The sequence below is a fragment of the Caballeronia sp. SL2Y3 genome (genome assembly GCF_022879575.1).
GTDB lineage: Bacteria > Pseudomonadota > Gammaproteobacteria > Burkholderiales > Burkholderiaceae > Caballeronia.
Genome location: NZ_CP084260.1, coordinates 1,790,606 through 1,810,876 on the forward strand (window position 1 = coordinate 1,790,606; position 20,271 = coordinate 1,810,876).

The 20,271-nt window shown below is 63.8% G+C and carries 19 protein-coding genes; 7 read left to right on the forward strand and 12 right to left on the reverse strand.

Annotated elements, in window-relative coordinates:
* Window positions 1-148: 148 nt before the first annotated feature.
* Window positions 149-1,141 (forward strand): hypothetical protein, encoded by a 993-nt coding sequence (locus tag LDZ26_RS08440; protein WP_244846836.1) that lies wholly within the window; start codon window positions 149-151, stop codon window positions 1,139-1,141.
* On the forward strand, window positions 1,141-1,419 hold the full coding sequence (locus LDZ26_RS08445) for a hypothetical protein (protein WP_244846837.1): 279 nt from the start codon (window positions 1,141-1,143) through the stop codon (window positions 1,417-1,419). The genes LDZ26_RS08440 and LDZ26_RS08445 overlap by 1 nt, the downstream gene beginning before the upstream one ends.
* Window positions 1,420-1,649: 230 nt before the next feature.
* Here LDZ26_RS08445 and LDZ26_RS08450 read toward each other — a convergent pair whose 3' ends face one another.
* Complete coding sequence (locus LDZ26_RS08450) at window positions 1,650-3,317, reverse strand: methyl-accepting chemotaxis protein (protein WP_305038315.1); 1,668 nt, start codon at window positions 3,315-3,317, stop codon at window positions 1,650-1,652.
* Window positions 3,318-3,631: 314 nt separating this feature from the next.
* Here LDZ26_RS08450 and LDZ26_RS08455 point away from each other — a divergent pair, with 314 nt between their 5' ends.
* On the forward strand, window positions 3,632-4,882 hold the full coding sequence (locus LDZ26_RS08455; protein ID WP_244846839.1) for an MFS transporter: 1,251 nt from the start codon (window positions 3,632-3,634) through the stop codon (window positions 4,880-4,882).
* 66 nt (window positions 4,883-4,948) lie between these two features.
* Here the strand turns inward: LDZ26_RS08455 and LDZ26_RS08460 are convergent, their stop codons facing one another.
* The 7 genes from LDZ26_RS08460 to LDZ26_RS08490 all read right to left on the reverse strand — a co-directional run bounded on the left by LDZ26_RS08460 (window position 4,949) and on the right by LDZ26_RS08490 (window position 11,945).
* Window positions 4,949-5,395 carry an STY0301 family protein gene (locus LDZ26_RS08460; protein WP_370650538.1) on the reverse strand — a complete coding sequence of 149 codons (447 nt, stop codon included), beginning with the start codon at window positions 5,393-5,395 and terminating at the stop codon, window positions 4,949-4,951.
* Window positions 5,392-5,784 carry a BPSL0067 family protein gene (locus LDZ26_RS08465; RefSeq protein ID WP_244846841.1) on the reverse strand — a complete coding sequence of 131 codons (393 nt, stop codon included), beginning with the start codon at window positions 5,782-5,784 and terminating at the stop codon, window positions 5,392-5,394. Before LDZ26_RS08465 ends, LDZ26_RS08460 begins: the two co-directional genes overlap by 4 nt.
* Before the next feature lie 115 nt (window positions 5,785-5,899).
* Entirely contained in the window at window positions 5,900-7,804 is a 1,905-nt protein-coding gene (locus tag LDZ26_RS08470) for a propionate--CoA ligase (protein ID WP_244846842.1), read from the reverse strand.
* Between the two features lie 135 nt (window positions 7,805-7,939).
* Window positions 7,940-8,362: a hypothetical protein gene (locus LDZ26_RS08475; RefSeq protein ID WP_244846843.1), complete on the reverse strand. Its 423-nt coding sequence runs from the start codon at window positions 8,360-8,362 to the stop codon at window positions 7,940-7,942.
* Window positions 8,363-8,400: 38 nt separating this feature from the next.
* The gene (locus tag LDZ26_RS08480) at window positions 8,401-8,661 is read right to left on the reverse strand and encodes a hypothetical protein (protein WP_244846844.1); all 261 of its coding nucleotides are present in this window, start codon (window positions 8,659-8,661) and stop codon (window positions 8,401-8,403) included.
* A gap of 180 nt (window positions 8,662-8,841) precedes the next feature.
* Window positions 8,842-9,594 (reverse strand): 5'-methylthioadenosine/adenosylhomocysteine nucleosidase, encoded by a 753-nt coding sequence (locus tag LDZ26_RS08485; RefSeq protein WP_370650539.1) that lies wholly within the window; start codon window positions 9,592-9,594, stop codon window positions 8,842-8,844.
* On the reverse strand, window positions 9,591-11,945 hold the full coding sequence (locus LDZ26_RS08490; protein WP_244846846.1) for a UvrD-helicase domain-containing protein: 2,355 nt from the start codon (window positions 11,943-11,945) through the stop codon (window positions 9,591-9,593). The genes LDZ26_RS08485 and LDZ26_RS08490 overlap by 4 nt, the downstream gene beginning before the upstream one ends.
* Window positions 11,946-12,153: 208 nt before the next feature.
* On the opposite strand from LDZ26_RS08490, the gene LDZ26_RS08495 reads away from it, so the two are divergent.
* A complete protein-coding gene (locus tag LDZ26_RS08495) occupies window positions 12,154-15,021 on the forward strand; it encodes a valine--tRNA ligase (protein WP_244846847.1) in 2,868 nt (955 codons plus the stop codon).
* 85 nt (window positions 15,022-15,106) lie between these two features.
* Window positions 15,107-15,988, forward strand: a complete 882-nt coding sequence (gene galU / locus LDZ26_RS08500) for a UTP--glucose-1-phosphate uridylyltransferase GalU (RefSeq protein WP_244846848.1) — start codon at window positions 15,107-15,109, stop codon at window positions 15,986-15,988.
* Between the two features lie 73 nt (window positions 15,989-16,061).
* Here galU and LDZ26_RS08505 read toward each other — a convergent pair whose 3' ends face one another.
* Window positions 16,062-16,289, reverse strand: a complete 228-nt coding sequence (locus LDZ26_RS08505) for a sulfurtransferase TusA family protein (RefSeq protein ID WP_206466644.1) — start codon at window positions 16,287-16,289, stop codon at window positions 16,062-16,064.
* A gap of 223 nt (window positions 16,290-16,512) precedes the next feature.
* Here LDZ26_RS08505 and LDZ26_RS08510 point away from each other — a divergent pair, with 223 nt between their 5' ends.
* Both LDZ26_RS08510 and LDZ26_RS08515 read left to right on the forward strand, forming a co-directional pair.
* Window positions 16,513-16,857 (forward strand): type II toxin-antitoxin system RelE/ParE family toxin, encoded by a 345-nt coding sequence (locus LDZ26_RS08510; RefSeq protein ID WP_244846849.1) that lies wholly within the window; start codon window positions 16,513-16,515, stop codon window positions 16,855-16,857.
* Window positions 16,854-17,189, forward strand: a complete 336-nt coding sequence (locus LDZ26_RS08515) for a helix-turn-helix domain-containing protein (RefSeq protein WP_244846850.1) — start codon at window positions 16,854-16,856, stop codon at window positions 17,187-17,189. Before LDZ26_RS08510 ends, LDZ26_RS08515 begins: the two co-directional genes overlap by 4 nt.
* A gap of 42 nt (window positions 17,190-17,231) precedes the next feature.
* On the opposite strand, the gene LDZ26_RS08520 is transcribed toward LDZ26_RS08515, so the two are convergent.
* From LDZ26_RS08520 to LDZ26_RS08530, 3 genes are read right to left on the reverse strand one after another with little or no spacing between them, the layout of a single operon-like run.
* Window positions 17,232-18,248: a Gfo/Idh/MocA family oxidoreductase gene (locus tag LDZ26_RS08520; RefSeq protein WP_244846851.1), complete on the reverse strand. Its 1,017-nt coding sequence runs from the start codon at window positions 18,246-18,248 to the stop codon at window positions 17,232-17,234.
* Window positions 18,245-19,249, reverse strand: a complete 1,005-nt coding sequence (gene iolG / locus LDZ26_RS08525; RefSeq protein ID WP_244846852.1) for an inositol 2-dehydrogenase — start codon at window positions 19,247-19,249, stop codon at window positions 18,245-18,247. Before iolG ends, LDZ26_RS08520 begins: the two co-directional genes overlap by 4 nt.
* Window positions 19,239-20,117, reverse strand: coding sequence for a MurR/RpiR family transcriptional regulator (locus LDZ26_RS08530; protein ID WP_244846853.1), 879 nt, complete (start codon window positions 20,115-20,117; stop codon window positions 19,239-19,241). The genes iolG and LDZ26_RS08530 overlap by 11 nt, the downstream gene beginning before the upstream one ends.
* Window positions 20,118-20,271 lie beyond the last annotated feature (154 nt).

The window sequence follows — 20,271 nt, forward strand, 5'->3', positions numbered from 1 at the left end:
TTCCGTGCGACGCGTGCACGACACACGAGGGCCAGGTCCAACGTCACCCCACAGAGGCCCCCTACCCTGCTGAAACCTTGACCCAATTTTGCACCTTCGCTCATGAATGCGCGCTACGCTGAAAGTTCGAAGACTGAACGGCTAAGTCATGACGTGGAATACGCTTTCTGTGCCACTCGAAACTGGGTGGCAATGCATGCTCATTCCGGAGTTCCAGTATTACGATCTCATCCGTTGGGGGCGCGGATACAGTGATATGTGGGCTCGCGTGCTGTATCCGGACGCCGAGCTTGAAACCCTTGCCCGTTCGTGGAATGCAAGACCTCTCAGCGAAATCGATAAGGGCGAGTTGTGGGAGAAATTCCGCTTAAGGCAACTTGCGGACGACCGGGCGGCTTTCGCTCGACACTTTCGCTCCGGTTGGGATTTGCGTTCCATTGTCGGCGCGAAAGCGCTACGCGACATTCAGGCGTTCGTCCGCGACTGGCTGCGGTTGGCACACTGGAAGCTGCCAACCGACAACATCGGAGTGCAGAACCTGCTGATGGATGCGGTGGCATCCGGCCGGCTTGTGCCTGTAGTGAACCGCCGCTATAGGGCAGCGCCGCGCGTCATGCAGCCCGACCCCGCGCCGCAATACTGGCCCGCAATAGGCGGCGGTGGCTATTCGTACCCGGCTGACGTCTTGACTAGCGCGAAGTTCTTCGCCCTCAAGCGAGCAAACGGCGAACTCCCCGCGCTAGACTCATCCGCTAGCGGCGTTGCAGGCGCTACGCTCGATCCGTTACCCAGTCGAGGCGCTCCCGCTTCGGCGGACAATGGGTTCGACTTGCTCGGTGCGGTGAACTCAGCGGCGGGCGCTTTGCTCGGCGGCGGTGACGATGACTCAGACGACGGCGACGGCTCTGCACCGCTCGGCGATACGGAACCGCTCGAGTATGGCGACGGCTCTTCGAAGGACGACGTCACCGCCCTTGCGGCGCGTGGCGTTAGCGAGGCTGACGAAGCTGAATGCCACGCTCAATACGAGCGAGAGCTTGACGAGTGCAAGCTCTATAGTGCAATGACCCAGGACTCCTATACATACGTCGCTTGCAAAGCGCAGGCGTTTGCCAACTACAACCAATGCAGAGGGTATTGATGAAGAATCCCCCCCCAAAACGTTCAGTCGTCGTGTCGTACGACGAGGCGGCGGACAAGTTGACGGTCTGTTCCTTGAACGATGCTGACATCGCGCCGTTTGTCGCCCGTGCGGTCAAAGCAGACTGGTCGCTCGAAAGCGTCAAACATGAACTCACCGATGCCGTAGCTCAGCGGCTCGGCGCGACGGCATTATCAGTGCTTGCCCTTTATTATCCAGCGTTAAAGCCCATGTTGAAGGTCAAATTGGAGCCGCCGGCCTTGCCTGAGAATGAATAGTCACACTGCAGTCTGCAAATCTCGACTGCCTCGCCGGTTGAATGGCTCACGGAAAAGCCGAGAACAGAGTGACACTTCAAACGCTTTGTCCCGCTTCGCTCGAAGCGGGACTTTACTGGCCGCCGGTCATTCGCGCGCCTAACTTGCGCGGCTCGTTCGTTCTAAATTAAAAAAGCAACGGCTACGCCAACAGCCCGCGCACGCGCCCAACCCCGCAACAAAAAGACCCCTCAGACCAACTGAAACTTCCCAACAAGCCCCTTAAGCGCGCGCGCTTGATCATCGAGCGATTGCGCCGCAGCCGCCGCCTGCTCGACGAGCGCCGCGTTCTGCTGCGTCCCGGCGTCCATCTGCGACACGGCGTGTCCAATCGCCTCGATGCCCGACTTCTGCTCGGCCGAAGCCGCCGAAATCTCGCCCATGATGTCCGTCACGCGTCGCACGGCGCGCACCACTTCCTCCATCGTCGCGCCCGCCTCGTGCGCAAAGGTCGAGCCATCCGACACGCGCGAAACCGACGTGTCTATCAGCGTCTTGATCTCCTTGGCCGCCGCCGACGACCGCTGCGCCAGCGCGCGCACTTCGCCCGCCACGACCGCGAAGCCGCGTCCCTGCTCGCCGGCGCGCGCCGCTTCCACGGCCGCGTTCAGCGCGAGAATGTTCGTCTGAAACGCGATGCCCTCGATCACGCCGATGATGTCGCCGATGCTCTTCGCGCTCGCGTCAATGCGCTCCATCGTCTCGACCACGCGGCCCACCACCTTGCCGCCCTTCTCCGCGATCTCCGACGCGTTGTGCGCAAGCGTCGTCGCCTGCATCGCGTTATCCGCGTTCTGGCGCACCGTCGACGTCAGTTGCTCCATGCTGGCCGCGGTCTTCTCCAGCGCGACCGCCTGCTCTTCCGTGCGGCGCGACAGATCCACGTTGCCGGTCGAGATTTCGCTCGACGCCGACGCGATCGCCTCCGCGCTCGCCGCAATCTCGCCGACCGTCGCCGACAAGCCCGACTGCATCTCGGACAACGCATAGAGCATGCTGGCGTCGTCGCGGCGCTTGAGGCGGATCGGATAAGCGAGATCGCCCGACGCGATGCGGCTCGCGATTTCCTTCGCATAGCCCGGCTCGCCGCCGAGTTGTCCGGACAGACGCCGCACGACCCATTCGCTGACGATGATCGCGAGCACGAAAAGCGCAATCGTCAGCGCCGCCACCATCACGAACGACGAATGGAAGATGAACGCGGCGGCATCGATGGTCGCTTTCGCGGCGGCGCCCCGGCGCGCGACGAGCTCATCGACCATCTTCTCCAGCTTGCTGGTCTCGACGAGCAGCGAGACGTCCTGCATGCCGACTTGCCAGTTCATCTGCGAGAGATCGAGCGGCTGCTCCTTCACGAGCTTGACGAAGCCGCGCAGGTTGCCGCTCCACGTCGCGAGCGCGGCGGCAAAACGCTTCTGTTGCGCGAGCGCGTCCGTATCCGCATGGTCGATGTACTGCGCCAGTTGCGCCTGCTCCTTGCCGATCTCGGTCAGCGCGTGTTCGATCTCGTTACCGAGGTCGTCGCGCTCCTTCGCCGTCGATGCGGTGAGCAGCATCTTCTGCGAACGGCTCGCGCGCAGCAGATAGCCGCGCGTTTCCTCGGCCGCCCGGCTCGCGACATAGCCTTGCGTATAGATGGACTCCGTCGCGCCGTTGAGCCGGCTGATCTGCGTGAGCGCAATCGCGCCGATGCCGAGCGTGCCCGCCAGAACGAGGCCGAAGGCGAGGCGCAACGTCGCCTTCACGGACAGCGTGCGCTTCGAAGCCGTCTGGTTTCCTGCGGCGAGTGCCGGCCGGCCCGAAGCGGCGTTCGGCATCAGGCCGGCGCCTCGCGCGCCGCGTAGCGGAAAGAGTCTCATCATGTATCCCCGAGTGATTTTCTTCGAACGGTACGCCCGCTGTCCGGGACGCCCACATCGCTGTTCTACGGCATATGCCTCGTTTTTCTTTAGCGGGTACGTACGGTCGTTCGATGCCCGGCCAGTCTTATAACCGGCCAAAATTCGTTTGTTCCGACGATACGCGCGGCATCGACAACGCCGTGTCCGATTCTCGACAAACCTTGGCATGACAACGCAAGCGAGCCAACCTACACTGTGCAGACATTCGGTTCGCGCATGAATCGCGAGCAGAACGAATCCGACACCACCGCTTCTTTCTCCTCACTTCAACCATGCAAACAAGCATCGACAAAGGCGCCTTCCCGAGTTCGGGCGGCGCGTCGGCAGTGAATGCGGCCAGCGCGGCGCCCGCGCCGGCGCCGCGCACCGTGTATTCCGTGCTGGGCGCGATCAGCTTCTCGCATCTGCTCAACGACATGATTCAGTCGCTGATTCTGGCGATCTACCCCATGTTCAAGAGCGAGTTCGCGCTCACCTTCGGGCAGATTGGGCTGATCACGCTGACGTATCAGATCACCGCGTCGCTCTTGCAACCGATCGTCGGGCTGTACACGGACAAGCACCCGAAACCGTATTCGCTGCCCGTCGGGATGGGCTTCACGCTGTCCGGTCTTCTGCTGATGTCGATTGCGGGCAACTTCGGCACGTTGCTGATCGCGGCGGCGCTGGTGGGCTGCGGCTCGTCGGTGTTCCATCCGGAATCGTCGCGGGTGGCGCGCATGGCGTCGGGCGGCAAGCACGGACTCGCGCAGTCGCTCTTTCAGGTGGGCGGCAACGCGGGCTCGTCGCTCGGGCCGCTGCTTGCCGCGCTCGTCGTGATTCCGCACGGCCAGCGCTCGATCGCGTGGTTCTCGGCGGCGGCGCTCCTCGCGATGGTCGTGCTCGCGAACATCGGCCGCTGGTACAAGCGTCATCCGGCGGTCAAGAAAGGCCGCGCGAAGACGGCGCACGCGGCGCTGCCGCGCGAGAAGGTGATGCTGGCGATGAGCGTGCTCGTTCTGCTCGTCTTTTCGAAGTACTTCTACCTTGCCAGCATCACGAGCTATTTCACGTTCTATCTGATCAGCAAGTTCGGCGTGTCGGTGCAGGCCGCGCAGATTCACCTGTTCGTGTTCCTCGCGGCGGTCGCGGCCGGAACGATCATCGGCGGGCCGGTGGGCGACAAGGTCGGACGCAAGGCGGTGATCTGGGTATCGATTCTCGGCGTCGCGCCGTTCACCTTGCTCATGCCGTATGTGAACCTGTTCTGGACCGGCGTGCTGTCGGTGGTGATCGGGCTCGTGCTGGCCTCGGCGTTCTCGGCGATTCTGGTCTACGCGCAGGAACTGATTCCCGGCAAGGTCGGCATGGTCGCGGGCCTGTTCTTCGGCTTCGCGTTCGGCATGGGCGGCGTCGGCGCGGCGGTGCTCGGGCATCTCGCGGATGTGACGAGCATCGACTTTGTCTACAAGCTTTGTGCGTTCTTGCCGTTGATCGGCGTGCTGACGGTGTTTCTGCCCAAGACCCACGACGCGAAGGCTTGAGCCTCGTGCTTCGGTAGGACGCCCGGTCATGGAAACGTGGCCGGGCGTCTGTGTTGGCGGGCAGGCTCAACGACAGGTGATGACAAGCTTCCTGTAGCCGTTTTCGACGATGGGCTCCTGCGCCTGACACTGGGCTACCGGCGTCGAGAGCTTTTGCGAAAGCAGTATCGTGTTGCCATATCCGCACGATAGCCAGACGCCGTGCTCGTTCTCGGCGGCGACGAATCGCCAGTTGTACGACCTGCGGCCGTTGACCATCGTGATGTCCGGCTTCAGATCATGCCGTTGCTCTGGCGGCCCGATCGTCACGACGACGTCCTGCACCGATAGCGTCGTGCGCCGTTGTTGCGGCTGCCATCCGTCTGGTGCATCGGTGATGAGGGCCGGCTGCATCGTCACGCGCGCGGGGCATGCGATCTCCATGGCGGCAGCCGCACCCGATGCCGCGAGAAGTGCAGCGCCGATTGCCGCCCACATCCGAGGCTTGCTGCATGACATCACGCGCGCCCTCATTCGATGATGGAAAAGGCGTCGGCGTTATTGCTCGGGTCCGCGTAGTGGCCGTTCTTCAGCCGCCCCTTCCGACAAATGGCACGCGACGAGACGACCGGCTTGTTGTCTTCGTCGTTCGCCCATTGATCCATCACCCAGATGCAATCGCCCTCGCGGCGCAGAAAAAGCGCGGCATGATTGCCGTGAGCGTGGCTACGGTATCTGCCCTCCACGAACGTGGCGATGGCAGTGCCCGCTGGAATCAACGTGGCGTCGAGCACGCGCTGCCCCTCGCGCCACAAAGCGGTGACAGGCGCGTGCGCATAGTGCTTGACCAGATCGACGCACTGGTGCGATCCGACCATGTCGGTGCCTTCCAGGCTGGCTGCGTCGGAATATCGGTATGACATGGAGACCCTCCTTTGAAAAGGTCTCCTGATCGTATGCGCCACCGCATCAGGCAATATCGCCCGCGAGCGTTGAATTGCGGCTCCGCTTGCGTAAGATCAATGCCGCGTGTCTGCCTTATCGCTTGCCGAATGCTCCCAGCGCCGCCCGAATCTGCGCGAGCGCGCCGGCGTCCTCGATCGTCGGCAGATCGCCGGGATCGCGGCCTTCGGCCAGTGCGGCAATCGCGCGGCGCAGCAGCTTGCCCGATCGCGTCTTCGGCAGCATCGTGACGAAATGCACGCGCGCCGGACGCGCAATCGCGCCGAGTTGCGTATCGACCGCGTGGCACAACTCCGCTTCCATGCCTTCGCGCGCGCCCGGCGCATTGATGCGATCGGCGTCGCGCAACACCACGAACGCCGTTGCCGTCTGCCCCTTGAGCGCATCCGTCACGCCGACGACCGCCACTTCCGCGACCGCCGCGTGCGCCGACAACGCCTCCTCGATCTCGCGCGTGCCCAGCCGATGCCCCGCCACGTTGATCACGTCGTCGGTGCGCCCGAGTATCGACACGTAGCCGTCCTCGTCCTGCACGCCCCAGTCGAACGTCGAATAGACCATCTGGTTCGGCACGCTCTGCCAGTACGTCTCGACGAAGCGCCGGTCGTCGCCCCAGACGGTCTGCATGCAGCCCGGCGGCAGCGGATAGCCGAGCGTCACGACGCCCTTCTCGCCCGGCGCGCACGGCTCGCCGGTCAGCTCGTTGCGCAAGGTCAGGTTGAAACCCATCGACGGCACGCCCGGCGAGCCGAGCTTCGACGGCAATGCCTCGATGCCGCGCGGTATCGCCAGCATCGGCCAGCCGGTTTCCGTCTGCCAGTAGTTGTCGATCACGGGCTTTTGCAACGCGCTGTGGATCCACTGCGCGGTGGGTTCGTCGAGCGGCTCGCCCGCCAGAAAAAGCGTGCGCAGGCTCGACAGGTCGTATTTCTCCATCAGCGCCGGGTCCTGCTTCTTCAAGACGCGGATCGCGGTGGGCGCGGTGAACATCAGGTTGATCTTGTGCTGCTCGACGAGCCGCCACCAGATGCCGCCATCCGGACGAACGGGCGTGCCTTCGTACATGACGGTCGTGAGTCCCGCAATCAGCGGCGCATAGATGATGTAGCTATGCCCCACGACCCAGCCGATGTCCGATGCCGTGAACATGGTGTCGCCCGCCGCGCCCTGAAAGATATGCTCCATCGACGCCGCGAGCGCGACCGCATAGCCGCCGACATCGCGCTGCACGCCCTTCGGCTTGCCCGTGGTGCCGGACGTGTAGAGCACATACGACGGCTCGTTCGATTCTAGCCATTCGCAGGGAACGTGCGCGTCGAAGAATTGCTCGCGCAGCGGCTCGTACGCGACCAGATAACTCGCCTGAAGGCGCTCGGGCGCAAGCTGCCGGTCGATCAAAAGCACTTGCGGCACCTTGAATTCGGCGCGCGACAAGGCTTCGTCGACGAGCGGCGTGTAGTCGATCACCTTGCCCGCGCGCGCGCCCGCATCGGCGGTGACGATGAGCGTGGGCTCGGCATCGTCGATGCGCGCCGCGAGATTCGGCGCCGCGAAGCCGCCGAACACGACCGAATGGATCGCGCCGATGCGCGCGCACGCGAGCATCGCGAACAGCGCCTCGGGAATCATCGGCAGATAGATGAGCACGCGGTCGCCCTTCTTGACCGAGAGCGAGCGCATCACGGCGGCCATGCGGTTCACTTCCGCGTGCAGCTCGGCGTAGGTGTAGCGGCGCTCGATGCCCGTTTCCGTCGAGACATACACGAGCGCGTCCTGCTGCGCGCGCGAAGCGAGATGGCGATCGACCGCGTTATGGCACAGGTTCGTGCGTCCGCCGACGAACCATCGCGCGAACGGCGGGTTGCTCGCATCGAGCACCTGTTCGAACGGCGTCTGCCAATGGATGCGGCGGGCCTGTTCGGCCCAGAACGCTTCGGGCTCTTCGATCGACTGGCGATACGCTTCTCGGTAAGTCGGCATGCGCGTCCTCTGCAAGATGCAAGCGGTGGCGAGTCGATGCAAATCGACTCGCTCCACAGCATAGAGCAGCGGGCGAATGGCTGGCTAGAGAGGGCGCGCCCTGATCGTGTGAGCAGCTGCGCGCGGTCCGCGGGTTCAGACCGCGCGGCTCTCCGATCTGCGCGATCGCGGCGCGCTGGCCGGTGCCGCGCCGTGCCTGAGCAGCACCGGCGCTAGTTCGCCTGCCACGCGCATGCTCGATACAACGACCGTTCGCACGCCGCTGTCTTGCGTGAGCGCGCGCAGCGTTTCGCGCGTCGTCGCCCGGGCCTCGATGCGCGGTTCGATCACGATGAATCCGCGGCAGTACGCCGCAAGCGCCACGCGATGCGTGCGCAGCCAAGCAGCGCGCAGAGCGAAGTCGCCGGGCGTTTCGTCGTCGCTGTGTTCCGCGACGATGACGAACGGCGTCGCGAGGGCGAGCAGCCGGCGCATCTGCGCGGACCACGCGAACGCGTAGCCGGGCTTCATCGCCCGGCGCCGCACGCGCACGAGCGGGAAGCGGCTTGCGTCGAGCATGGACGTGTCGAGGGCTTTGGAAGTATGGTCGGCGGCGATCACAGCGGCTTCGGGCTCCATTCGTTCAGGGCGGCGACGAGACTCGCCCAGCGGGAACGGCGCGGCACGACGCGCTTTTTTCGCGCGGCGCGCGGCGGCGGGCATTCGACGCTCGCGGACGACGGCGCGGCGGGCGCTTCGGCCCAAGCGCGGCGGGTTGTTTCCAGGACTTTGGCGGCGTTCGCTGCGATGGCGCGGTCCGCGTGCGCATCGGGCGGGTCGCTGTGTGCTACGGCGTTGGGGTTCGGATCGTTGGTCACGTTGGGCCTCCAGTCGTGTATCCACGATGTATGACCTCATTGTATTGAGAATCATTCTCAATAACAAGCGTGATGGGACGGATGCGGCAAGATGTGGCAGCCGCCGATTCGCACGCTGCTGCTTGCGGTGGTTGAAGTAGTGCGAGCAAACGGCCCGGGTCGAACGACCGCCTCAACCGCTCACCCAGCCCGCATCAAAAACCGCGACAACACCCCCGACGAATACATCCCCGCGATCGCCGTCAAGAATTCCGCGAAGGACGCGGGCGCGGCGGCATCGGCCGTATCGGAAACGGTGCGGACAACGGCGCACGGCACGCCGTGCTCGTAGCAGACCTGCGCGAGCGCCGCGCCTTCCATCTCGACCGCGAGCGCATCCGGCAGCGCAACGCGCAACGCGCTCACTGCCTCGTGACTCGCGATGAACTTGTCGCCGCTGACCACCAGCCCGCGATGCACGCGCGGCCGCACGACCGCGAAGCGCTCGGCGAGCGCATCGCCTTCGGTTTCGATGAACGCGAGCGCCGCAGCGGCGAGCGCGTCCGACAGCGCGCTGTCGGCGTCGAAATGCGTGCGCTCGAGCAGCGGCACTTCGTAGCGCGGGAAGAACGGCGACGCGTCGAGATCGTGCTGAAGCAGCGCGTTCGCGACGACGATATCGCCCACGCGCACGTCCGCCCGCACGCCGCCCGCGACGCCGGTGAAGAGAATCGCATCGACGCCGAAGACGTGGATGAGCGCGCTCGCCGTCGCGGCCGCCGCGACCTTGCCGATGCGCGCGAGCGTCACGACAACCGGCACGCCATGCGCCTCGCCGACGTGATATTCGCGCTTGCCGAGTGTGACCGTGCGCACGTCGCCCGCGCCCCGCATGTGCGCGATGAGATCGCCCAGTTCCTGCGGCAGCGCCGCCATGATCGCAAGCCGCTTCACTCGACCGCCTGTAGCTTGGCCACCGCCAGCGCCAGCCATTTCTCGCCGTGACGCTTGAAGCGCACCTGCGCGCGGGCGTCCGCGCCGGAACCTTCGAGCGCCGTCACGGTGCCTTCGCCGAACTTCGTGTGGAAGACGGCCTGCCCGACCTTGAAGCCGGTATCGGCCGCGCGCTGTTCGTTCGCGAACGACGGCAGCGCCGCGCTCGCCGTCGACGGACCGCCGCGTTCCTGTCCCGGCCGCGCGAACCAGTCGCGGCCCCAGCCGGCGTTGTCGGCGCGTCCGCCCCAGCGCGCGCCCGCCTCCACTTTGGGCGTGAGCCACTTGAGCGAGCCTTCCGGCAATTCGTCGAAGAAGCGCGAGCGGATGTTGTAGCGCGTCTGGCCGTGCAGCATGCGGCTCTGCGCGAACGACAGATACAGCCGCTCCTTCGCCCGCGTGATCGCGACATACGCGAGCCGCCGCTCTTCTTCGAGGCCGTCCGATTCCTGCGCGCTGTTTTCGTGCGGAAAGAGTCCTTCTTCCAGCCCGGTGATGAACACCGCCGTGAACTCCAGCCCCTTCGCCGCGTGGACGGTCATCAACTGCACGGCGTCCTGCCCGGCTTGCGCCTGGTTGTCGCCGGCTTCGAGCGATGCATGCGACAGAAAGCCCGCGAGCGGCGTCATGGTGTCCGGATTCTGCGCGGGATCGGCGATGCCGGGCGCATCCAGCACTTCGATCTCGCCGTCGTCGCTGACCGCCGTGATCTCCTGCGCGGCGGTCGCGCCGGGGCGCAACGGAATCGAGCGCGCGGGCGTGTCCAGTCCGTAGCCTTCTTCGCTCACGAACGCCGCTGCCGCGTTGACCAGTTCCTGCAAGTTTTCGAGCCGGTCCTGCCCTTCCCGCTCGGTCTCGTAGAACGCGGCGAGTCCGCTTGCGCGCACGACGTATTCGACCGTTTCCGGCAGGCTCATCTGCTGCGTTTCGGCGCGCATCTTCGCGATGAGCGTCGCGAACGCGCCGAGGCTCGATCCCGCCTTGCCGGTCACGTAAGGCACGGCGGCGGCCATCGAACAGTTGTAGAGACGCGCGGCGTCGGCCAGTTGCTCGATGGAACGCGCACCGATGCCGCGCGTCGGAAAATTGACGACACGCGCAAACGCGGTGTCGTCGTTCGGATTGTCGATCAGGCGCAGATATGCGAGCGCGTGCTTGATTTCCTGACGCTCGAAGAACCGCAAGCCGCCATACACGCGATACGCAATGCCCGCGTTCACGAGCGTATGTTCGATGGTGCGCGACTGCGCGTTGCTTCGATACAGCACCGCGATCTCGCCGCGCGCGAGTCCCGTGTTGATGAGCGCCTTGATTTCCTCGACGATCCAGCCGGCTTCCTGCGAATCGGTCGCGGCTTCGTAGACGCGCACCGGCTCGCCGTGCCCCGCGTCGGTGCGCAGATTCTTGCCGAGCCGCCGCGCGTTGTTCGCGATCAGGTAATTCGCGGTATCGAGAATATGGCCGTGCGAGCGGTAGTTCTGCTCCAGCTTGATGAGATTGCGCACGCGGAACTCGCGCTCGAAATCGTGCATGTTGCCGACGTTCGCGCCGCGAAACGCGTAGATGGACTGATCGTCGTCGCCCACGGCGAAGATCGCGTTGTGCTCGCCCGCGAGCTGCTTCAGCCACGCGTATTGCAGCTTGTTCGTGTCCTGAAACTCGTCGACGAGGATATTGCGAAAGCGCGCCTGATAATGCGCGCGCAGCGGCGGGTTGTGCGCGAGCAGTTCATAGCAGCGCAGCAGAAGCTCCGGAAAATCGACGACGCCTTCGCGCTGGCATTGCTGGTCGTAAGCCTCGTACAGCTCGACGAACTTGCGGTTGAAGTTGTCGGTCGCATCGACATCCTTCGGACGCAGCCCTTGTTCCTTCGCGTTGTTGATGAAGTACTGGAGATTTTTCGCCGGATACTTCTCGTCGTCGACGTTCAGGCCCTTCATGAGCCGCTTGATCGCGGAAAGCTGGTCCGCCGTATCGAGAATCTGGAACGACTGCGGCAGGCCCGCGTCGCGGTAATGCGCGCGCAACATGCGGTTGCAGAGGCCGTGGAACGTGCCGATCCACATGCCGCGCGTGTCGATGGGCAGAAGCGCGGACAGGCGCGACATCATCTCGCGCGCCGCCTTGTTCGTGAACGTGACGGCGAGAATGGTCTGCGGCGATGCGTAACCCTGCTGGATGAGCCACGCGATGCGGGTGATGAGCACGCGCGTCTTGCCGCTGCCCGCGCCCGCGAGAATCAGCGCGGGCTCGTTCGGCAGCGTCACGGCGGCGAGCTGTTCGGGATTGAGGTTGGCGAGTAAATCGGGCATGGGAAAGTGAGCGGCGGCAAGCGCACCGAAGAAGCCGGCAAGAAGTCGCCGGCGAGCCGACCATTATAAGACCGCGCCGATGGCGTCGCCCGGAGAACCGTTCGCGGCCATGGACCGGCCGCGCCCGGATTCGTCCGATTTCGCGGTCCAAACCTTATAATCGGTGATTACCCCGCATCTTTTCACGCATTTTTCGGCAGATTTCACGATGAGCGACAGCACGCTTGCGAAGAGTTTCGAGCCCCAGAACATCGAGTCCCAGTGGGGCCCGGAATGGGAGAAACGCGGCTATTCCGCGCCGACCTTCAAGGAAGGTGCCAAGAACTTCTCCATTCAACTGCCGCCGCCGAACGTCACCGGCACGCTGCATATGGGGCACGCGTTCAACCAGACCATCATGGATGGCCTCACGCGCTATCACCGCATGCTCGGCGAAAACACGCTGTGGGTGCCGGGCACGGACCACGCTGGCATCGCGACGCAGATCGTCGTGGAACGACAGCTCGACGCGCAAGGCATCTCGCGCCACGACCTGGGCCGCGAAGAGTTTCTGAAGCGCGTGTGGGCGTGGAAGCAGGAATCCGGCTCGACCATCACGCGGCAGGTGCGCAGGCTCGGCGCGTCGATCGACTGGTCGCGCGAATACTTCACGATGGACGACAAGATGTCCGCCGCCGTGCGCGACGTCTTCGTCACGCTCTACAAGCAAGGGCTCATTTATCGCGGCAAGCGGCTCGTGAACTGGGACCCGGTGCTCGGCACGGCCGTGTCCGATCTCGAAGTCGTGAGCGAGGAAGAGAACGGCAGCCTGTGGCACATCAAGTACCCGCTGCCGGACGGCTCGGGGCATCTCACGGTCGCGACGACGCGCCCCGAAACCATGCTCGGCGACGTCGCCGTGATGGTGCATCCGGAAGACGAGCGTTATGCGCATCTCATCGGCAAGAGCGTCGTGTTGCCGCTGTGTGACCGCGAGATTCCCGTGATCGCGGACGACTACGTGGACCGCGAGTTCGGCACCGGCGTCGTGAAGGTCACGCCCGCGCACGACTTCAACGACTACGCGGTCGGCCAGCGCCACAAGCTGCCGCAGATCGAAATCCTCACGCTCGACGCGAAGATCAACGACAACGCGCCCGAGAAATATCGCGGCATGGACCGGTTCGAGGCGCGCAAGCAGGTCGTCGCCGATCTCGAAGCGCAAGGTCTGCTCGATTCGGTCAAGCCGCACAAGCTGATGGTGCCGCGCGGCGACCGCACGGGCGTCGTCATCGAGCCGATGCTCACCGACCAATGGTTCGTCGCGATGAGCAAGCCCGCACCCGAAGGCACGTTCAATCCGGGCAAGTCGATTGCAGAGACCGCGCTCGATGTCGTGCGCAACGGCGAGATCAAGTTCGTGCCGGAGAACTGGACCACGACCTACTATCAGTGGCTCGAAAACATTCAGGACTGGTGCATCTCGCGTCAGTTGTGGTGGGGGCATCAGATCCCCGCGTGGTACGGCGAGAACGGCGAAATCTTCGTCGCGAAGACCGAAGACGAAGCCCGCGCGGACGCCGAGCGCCAGGGTTACACCGGCTCGCTCAAGCGCGACGACGACGTGCTCGACACGTGGTTCTCCTCCGCGCTCGTGCCCTTCTCGTCGCTCGGCTGGCCGAACGAGACGAAGGAACTGAAGGCGTTCCTGCCTTCGTCGGTGCTCGTGACGGGCTTCGACATCATCTTCTTCTGGGTCGCCCGGATGGTGATGATGACCACGCATTTCACCGGCAAGGTGCCCTTCGAAACCGTCTATGTGCACGGCCTCGTGCGCGACGCGGAAGGCCAGAAGATGTCGAAGAGCAAGGGCAACACGCTCGACCCGATCGACATCGTGGATGGCATCGACCTCGAAACGCTCGTCGCCAAGCGCACGAGCGGCCTCATGAATCCGAAGCAGGCCGCGCAGATCGAGAAGAAGACGCGTAAGGAATTCCCCGACGGCATTCCGGCGTTCGGCACGGATGCGCTGCGCTTCACGATGGCGTCGATGGCCACGCTCGGTCGCAATGTGAATTTTGATCTGGCACGCTGCGAGGGGTATCGCAACTTCTGCAACAAGCTCTGGAACGCCACGCGTTTCGTCTTGATGAATTGCGAAGGCCACGATTGCGGTTTCGCGAACGCGGCCGGCTGCAAGCCCGGCGACTGCGGACCCGGCGGCTATACCGACTTCTCGCAGGCGGACCGCTGGATCGTGTCGCTGCTTCAGCGCGTGGAAGCGGAAGTCGAGAAGGGCTTCGGGGACTATCGCTTCGACAATGTCGCAAGCGCAATTTACAAGTTCGTGTGGGACGAGTACTGCGACTGGTACCTCGAACTCGCGAAGGTGCAGATTCAGAACGGCACGCCCGAGCAGCAGCGCGCCACGCGCCGCACGCTCTTGCGCGTGCTGGAGACGGTGCTGCGTTTGGCGCATCCGGTCATTCCGTTCATCACCGAAGCGTTGTGGCAGAAGGTCGCCCCGTTGACGGACGCGTACCCGGCGGGCGCGAAAGAAGGCGAAGCGTCGATCATGACGCAGCCGTATCCGTGCGCCGAGACGAAAAAGCTGGATGAATCCGCTGAACAGTGGGCCGCCGAACTGAAAGCAGTGATCGACGCATGTCGTAATCTGCGTGGCGAAATGAACCTGTCGCCCGCGGTGAAGGTGCCCTTGCTCGCGCATGGCGACGCCGCGCGTCTTTCGTCGTTCGCGCCCTACATCGCGGCACTCGCGCGTCTCGCGGAAGTGAAGATCATCGACGACGAAGCCGCGCTCGATAAAGAAGCGCATGGCGCGCCGGTGGCGATCGTCGGCACGCACAAGCTGGTGCTGAAAGTCGAGATCGACGTGGCGGCGGAACGCGAGCGTTTGACGAAGGAAGTCGAACGTCTTGGCGGCGAGATCGTCAAATGTAACGCGAAGCTGGGCAATGAAAGCTTTGTTGCAAAGGCGCCGGCCGCTGTCGTTGAACAGGAGCGCAAAAGGCTGGCAGAATACAAGACCACTATCGAGAAGCTCCAGGCGCAATTATTGCGGCTGCCCGTGTGATGGAAGTTTAATGGGAGTCGTTTTTACGCCCTGTTCAGTCGCTTCACTCGATGTTCTAAATGATTAAGAGGATCAGGGTCATCACATGCTAAAAGTTACCAAAGCGGTTTTTCCCGTTGCGGGTCTCGGCACGCGGTTCCTCCCCGCGACCAAGGCTAGCCCGAAGGAAATGCTGCCGGTCGTCGACAAGCCGCTGATTCAGTACGCGGTCGAAGAAGCGATGGCCGCCGGCATCACCGAAATGATCTTCGTCACCGGCCGCAGCAAGCGTGCCATCGAGGATCATTTCGACAAGTCCTACGAGATCGAAGCCGAGCTGGAGGCGCGCGGCAAAGAGAAGCTCCTGGAGCTCGTGCGCAGCATCAAGCCGAGCCACGTGGATTGCTTCTATGTGCGTCAGGCCGAAGCGCTCGGTCTCGGTCACGCGGTGTTGTGCGCCGAAAAGCTCGTCGGCGACAACCCGTTTGCCGTGATCCTCGCGGACGACTTGCTGTACGGCAGGCCGCCGGTCATGTCGCAGATGATCGAGGTGTTCGACCACTATCACAGCTCGGTGATCGGCGTGGAAGAGATCCCGCCGCAAGAGACGAAGTCGTACGGCATCATCGACGGGAAGGAGTGGGAAGACAACATCGTCAAGCTGTCGGGCATCGTCGAGAAGCCGGAGCCGGCGGTCGCGCCGTCGAACCTGGGCGTGGTCGGCCGCTATGTGCTGAAGCCGCGCATTTTCGACCACATCCGCGCGCTAAAGCCCGGCGCGGGCGGCGAGCTGCAACTGACGGATGCCATTCAGTCGCTGCTGTCGGACGAGCAAGTGCTCGCGTACAAGTATCACGGCACGCGTTTCGATTGCGGCAGCAAGCTCGGCTATCTGAAGGCGACGGTCGAATTCGCGCTGCGCCATCCGGAAGTGGCGAAGGACTTCGAAGAATACCTGCGCACGCGTTCGCCGGTTCTCGAAGGCTAAGCGTCAACGGCCTTTGCACAAAAAAATGCCCGTCACGCTCGTGACGGGCATTTTGCTTTTGCGCTTCTGATTCTCAGCGGCGCCGCATCAAGAAGATGAACGTCTTGTCCTGCGAACTCGACTCGACGATTTCATTGCCGGTCTGCTTGGCGAACGCGGCGAAATCGCGCTGCGAGCCGGGGTCGGTCGCGAGTACTTTCAAAATCTGGCCGCTCGTCATGTCGGCCAGCGCCTTCTTCGCCCGCAGAATCGGCAACGGGCAGTTGAGCCCGCGTGCGTCGACTTCCTTGTGAACTTCCATCGCGATTGAACCTTCCGTGTGCCTGATGGTTCGATTTTAACGCAGCGGTCAGAGATCCACCGGGTGCCGCTCGTTGCCTTCCCTCTTCTCGCCTGGGAGTTTTCCACTTCACGCAGCGCGAGCGGATAGATTTTCAAACTCTCGTTCACCACCCTACGCAGTCTCTCTCTGCCAGGCGTCTTTCGACGGCAAGCGTCGACGAGGCTGTATAAAATTTTGTACAATGACCGATGAGAAAGAAATCCGCTGGGTCGGCTCGTCCTATGACGACATTCTTGAGTTCCCTTCTGCGGCACGGCGCGAAGCAGGGTTCCAGCTTGGCCGTCTACAAGTCGGGCTCGATCCCGAAGACTGGAAGCCCTTCGACGATGTCGGCCCCGGTGTGCGGGAGATCCGCATCAGGGACACAAGCGGGATCTATCGCGTCATGTATGTAGCGAAGTTCGAAGAAGCCGTTTTCGTATTGCATTGCTTCCAGAAGAAATCGCAAGCAACATCCACGCACGACAGGGAAATCGCCGCCGCTCGCTATCGGGCGATCGTTCGGGAAAGAAAGGCACGAACATGAACAAGGTCGACACCAAAGTCCGGCACGTGACCAAGCGAGGTGCGAACATCTTCGCAGAGCTGGGTTTCGCGCCGGCGGAAGCACGCCGGTATCAAGCCGAATCGCAGGCGCTCATCGGTCAGACGCTGCTGCTCAAACAGCAACTCATGGACGAGCTGGCGGCCTGGATCGAAGCCCAAAACCTGAAGCAAGCCGATGCGGCCGAAATTCTCCACGTCACCCGGCCACGTGTATCGGACGTCGTCAACAAGAAGTCGAGCAAGTTCACGATCGACTCGCTCGTGGAGATGCTCGCCCGCATCGGCAAGCCGGTTTCGTTGGTCGTGGGCTGACGGCGGCATCAACGCGAATGCGGGCGATGCGTTCCGCAGCGCTCACAGATCCACCGGCCGCCCGCTCCCATACGCTTCCCGCAGCGCAATCCCGATGCGCGTCGCTTCTCGCGCATCGTTGAGCGTGAGACCGGTCGGCGTGCCGTCGTTCAGCAACGCGACGAACGCCTGCGCCTCGCGCAAGAACGCATCCTCGAAACGCTCGAAGAACGTCGGCGTGCACGCGTTGCGCATGCCGTGCTCATCCGCGATTTCGACGCGATTCAACCGCGGATTGCGCCCCACCGACAACGCCCCCGCCGTGCCGATTACTTCGGTCTGCGTATCATGCCCGTGTGCCATCGTGCGCGAGGCGTAGAACACGGCGAGCCGGCCATCGTCGAACTCGACGACGCCCACGCCGTTGTCGATGTCGCCGCATTCGCGCAAGCCCTCGTGAATCGCGATGGTGCCGCTCGCGAACACGCGCTTCGCACGCGGATTGCCGAGCATCCAGCGCGCGAGGTCGATGTCGTGGACGCTGCAATCGAGAAAGAGTCCGCCCGAAGTCGGCGCGAAGCGCACGAAGAAACCGTCAGGGTCATTCTTGTCGCAGGTCTGCGAGCGCACCATGAACGGCCGGCCAATCGCGCCCTTCCCGACCTGCTCGAACGCATCGCGGTAACTCGCGTCGAAGCGGCGCACGAAGCCGATCATCACGTGCAAGTGCGAATGCCGCGCGTGCGCTTCGATCACGCGGTCGCATTCGGCGAGATCGAGCGAGAGCGGCTTCTCGCAGAAGACGTGCTTGCCCGCCTCCAGCGCGGCGATGATCTGCCGCGCGTGCAGCGAGGTCGGCGTGACGAGCCACACCGCATCGACCGATGCGTCGGCGAGCAGCGCGTCGTAGTCCGCGTAGAGCGCAAGCTCCGGCAAGCGTTCGCGCGCCCACGCGCGCTCCTCGTCGACGGGACTGCACGCGGCAACGAGCCTCGCGCCCGGCACGTGCCACGCGAGGTTCTCCGCGTGGCGCCGTCCCAGCCGCCCGAGCCCGACGATGCCCACACGAACCGCGCTCACGCCGCTTGCTCCGCAAGCCGCACGATGCGCTTCTCGCGCCACGACAGCGTCGCGGCTTCGGCCAGTTCCAGCGCCTTCAGGCCATCGGCGACCGTCGTGCGGACCGGCTTGCCATGATTGACGGCATCGAAGAAATGCGCGATTTCGAGCGCATACGCCGCGCGGTAACGTTCGAGGAAAAACGCTTCGGGCACGTCCGTCGAGACGGACGTCTTCGAATACGCGGTCACTTCCGTCGGCCGCACATTGCCCGCCTGAAGCATGCCCGCGCTGCCGAGCAACTCGAACCGCTGGTCGTAGCCATACGCCGCGCGCCGCGCCGTGTTGATCTGGCACAGCCGGCCGCGCTTCGTGCGGATCGTGACCGCGGTCGAATCGATATCGCCGGCATCCGCGATAGCCGGATCGGAGAGGCAGCTGCCGGTCGCGTGCAGCGTCTCGGCTTCGTCGTCGAGCATCCAGCGGAAGATGTCGAAGTCGTGGATCAGCATGTCCTTGAAGATGCCGCCCGAATGCTTGATGTACTCCACCGGCGGCGCGCCCGGATCGCGGCTCGTGACGATCAGCATTTCCGGATCGCCGATCTCGCCCGCATCGACGCGCGCCTTCAGCGCCGAGAACGTCGGATCGAAGCGCCGCTGAAAGCCGATCATGCACACGACGCCCGCGCGTTGAACGGCATCGGCGCAGGCGCGCGCGCGTTCGAGCGTCAGGTCCACCGGCTTCTCGCAGAACACGTGCTTGCCTTGTGATGCCGACTGCATGATGAGGTCCGCGTGCGTGTCCGTGCTCGAACACACGACGGTCGCGCCGATCGCCGCATCGCCCATTGCGCCGTCGATATCGGCTACTTGCGCGCCGTGCTGTTCCGCAAGCGCGGCCGCCGCGTCACGGTTCACATCGACGACATACTTCAGCCGCACGCCCGGCTGCCGCGCCAGATTCGCCGCGTGAATCTTGCCGATGCGCCCCGCTCCAAACACTGCCACGTCAATCGTCATAACCGCCTGTCTCCCTGGATTCTTCGACGTTCAATTCGAGCCGGTACGCGAGCGCGATGAAAAGCGCCTGGCACAGGCAGATGGTGCTCGTGAGCGAGCGGAACGCGAACGCGCTGCCCTCCTTCACGAGCAGACTCGCGCTCGCATGACGCGCGAGCGGCGAAAGCTGGCTATCGGTGATGACGAGCGTCGCCGCGCCGTGATGCTGCGCCGCGCGCACGCAATATTGCGTCTCCTTGCCGTACGGCGCGAAGCTGATCGCGATGAGCACGTCGCCCTTCTTCACGCTGCGGATCTGCTCGCGGAACATGCCGCCGACACCCGAGATCAGATGCACGCGCTTTTTCGTATGGCCGAGCGCATAGACGATGTAGCTCGCCACCGCGAACGAGCGGCGCACGCCGATCACATAGATGTTCTCCGCCTTCTCGAGCATCTCGACGGCGGCTTCGAACTGCGCGTCGTCCAGACCCGCTTCAAGTTCGTCGAGGCCCGCGCGGCTCGCCGCGATGAATTCGCGCGCCACGGATACACCCGAGGCGACGCCGGCTTTCTCGTCGATCAGCTTGCGAATGCGCTGCTGATAGCTCTGCGCCGTGCTGCCGCCCGCGTACGCCTGCCGGAACACCGCCTGGAGGTCGGAGAAGCCGGAGAAGCCGAAACGCTGCGCAAAACGCACGACCGCGGACGGATGCACGCCGCACGACGCGGCGATATCGCTCGTGCGGTCCATCATCACGCTCTGCCGATGCTGCTCGATGTACGACGCCACGCTCTTCAACTGGCGCGGCAGCGAGTCATACGCATCGGTGATCCGCTGCATCAGGTCGTCGACGGGAAGAACGTCGGTACTGGTTTCATCCTGCATGGAAAGCCCGGTTCGTCGGCGCCCGAAAGCGAGCGCCGGTGCAGCCGATTATAGAAAGCCCGCCCGCAATTTGGAAAGCATTTTCCATTTGTCGCACCGTTGAAATATCTATTGCAGACCGCCGAAAACTGACCTACTCTTGCTCGTGAGCATG

Bases quoted from the DNA above. Each gene is read 5' to 3' on its own strand.
- LDZ26_RS08505 (WP_206466644.1), bottom strand. From the start codon at position 16,289: ATGGAAGTTCACAAGGAAGTCGACGCACGCGGGCTCAACTGCCCGTTG.
- LDZ26_RS08470 (WP_244846842.1), bottom strand. From the start codon at position 7,804: ATGCCGACTTACCGAGAAGCGTATCGCCAGTCGATCGAAGAGCCCGAA.
- LDZ26_RS08440 (WP_244846836.1), top strand. From the start codon at position 149: ATGACGTGGAATACGCTTTCTGTGCCACTCGAAACTGGGTGGCAATGC.
- LDZ26_RS08465 (WP_244846841.1), bottom strand. From the start codon at position 5,784: ATGTCATACCGATATTCCGACGCAGCCAGCCTGGAAGGCACCGACATG.
- LDZ26_RS08455 (WP_244846839.1), top strand. From the start codon at position 3,632: ATGCAAACAAGCATCGACAAAGGCGCCTTCCCGAGTTCGGGCGGCGCG.
- galU (WP_244846848.1), top strand. From the start codon at position 15,107: ATGCTAAAAGTTACCAAAGCGGTTTTTCCCGTTGCGGGTCTCGGCACG.
- LDZ26_RS08530 (WP_244846853.1), bottom strand. From the start codon at position 20,117: ATGCAGGATGAAACCAGTACCGACGTTCTTCCCGTCGACGACCTGATG.
- LDZ26_RS08475 (WP_244846843.1), bottom strand. From the start codon at position 8,362: ATGCTCGACGCAAGCCGCTTCCCGCTCGTGCGCGTGCGGCGCCGGGCG.
- LDZ26_RS08450 (WP_305038315.1), bottom strand. From the start codon at position 3,317: ATGAGACTCTTTCCGCTACGCGGCGCGCGAGGCGCCGGCCTGATGCCG.
- LDZ26_RS08495 (WP_244846847.1), top strand. From the start codon at position 12,154: ATGAGCGACAGCACGCTTGCGAAGAGTTTCGAGCCCCAGAACATCGAG.
- LDZ26_RS08490 (WP_244846846.1), bottom strand. From the start codon at position 11,945: ATGCCCGATTTACTCGCCAACCTCAATCCCGAACAGCTCGCCGCCGTG.
- iolG (WP_244846852.1), bottom strand. From the start codon at position 19,249: ATGACGATTGACGTGGCAGTGTTTGGAGCGGGGCGCATCGGCAAGATT.
- LDZ26_RS08460 (WP_370650538.1), bottom strand. From the start codon at position 5,395: ATGAGGGCGCGCGTGATGTCATGCAGCAAGCCTCGGATGTGGGCGGCA.
- LDZ26_RS08515 (WP_244846850.1), top strand. From the start codon at position 16,854: ATGAACAAGGTCGACACCAAAGTCCGGCACGTGACCAAGCGAGGTGCG.
- LDZ26_RS08510 (WP_244846849.1), top strand. From the start codon at position 16,513: ATGACCGATGAGAAAGAAATCCGCTGGGTCGGCTCGTCCTATGACGAC.
- LDZ26_RS08445 (WP_244846837.1), top strand. From the start codon at position 1,141: ATGAAGAATCCCCCCCCAAAACGTTCAGTCGTCGTGTCGTACGACGAG.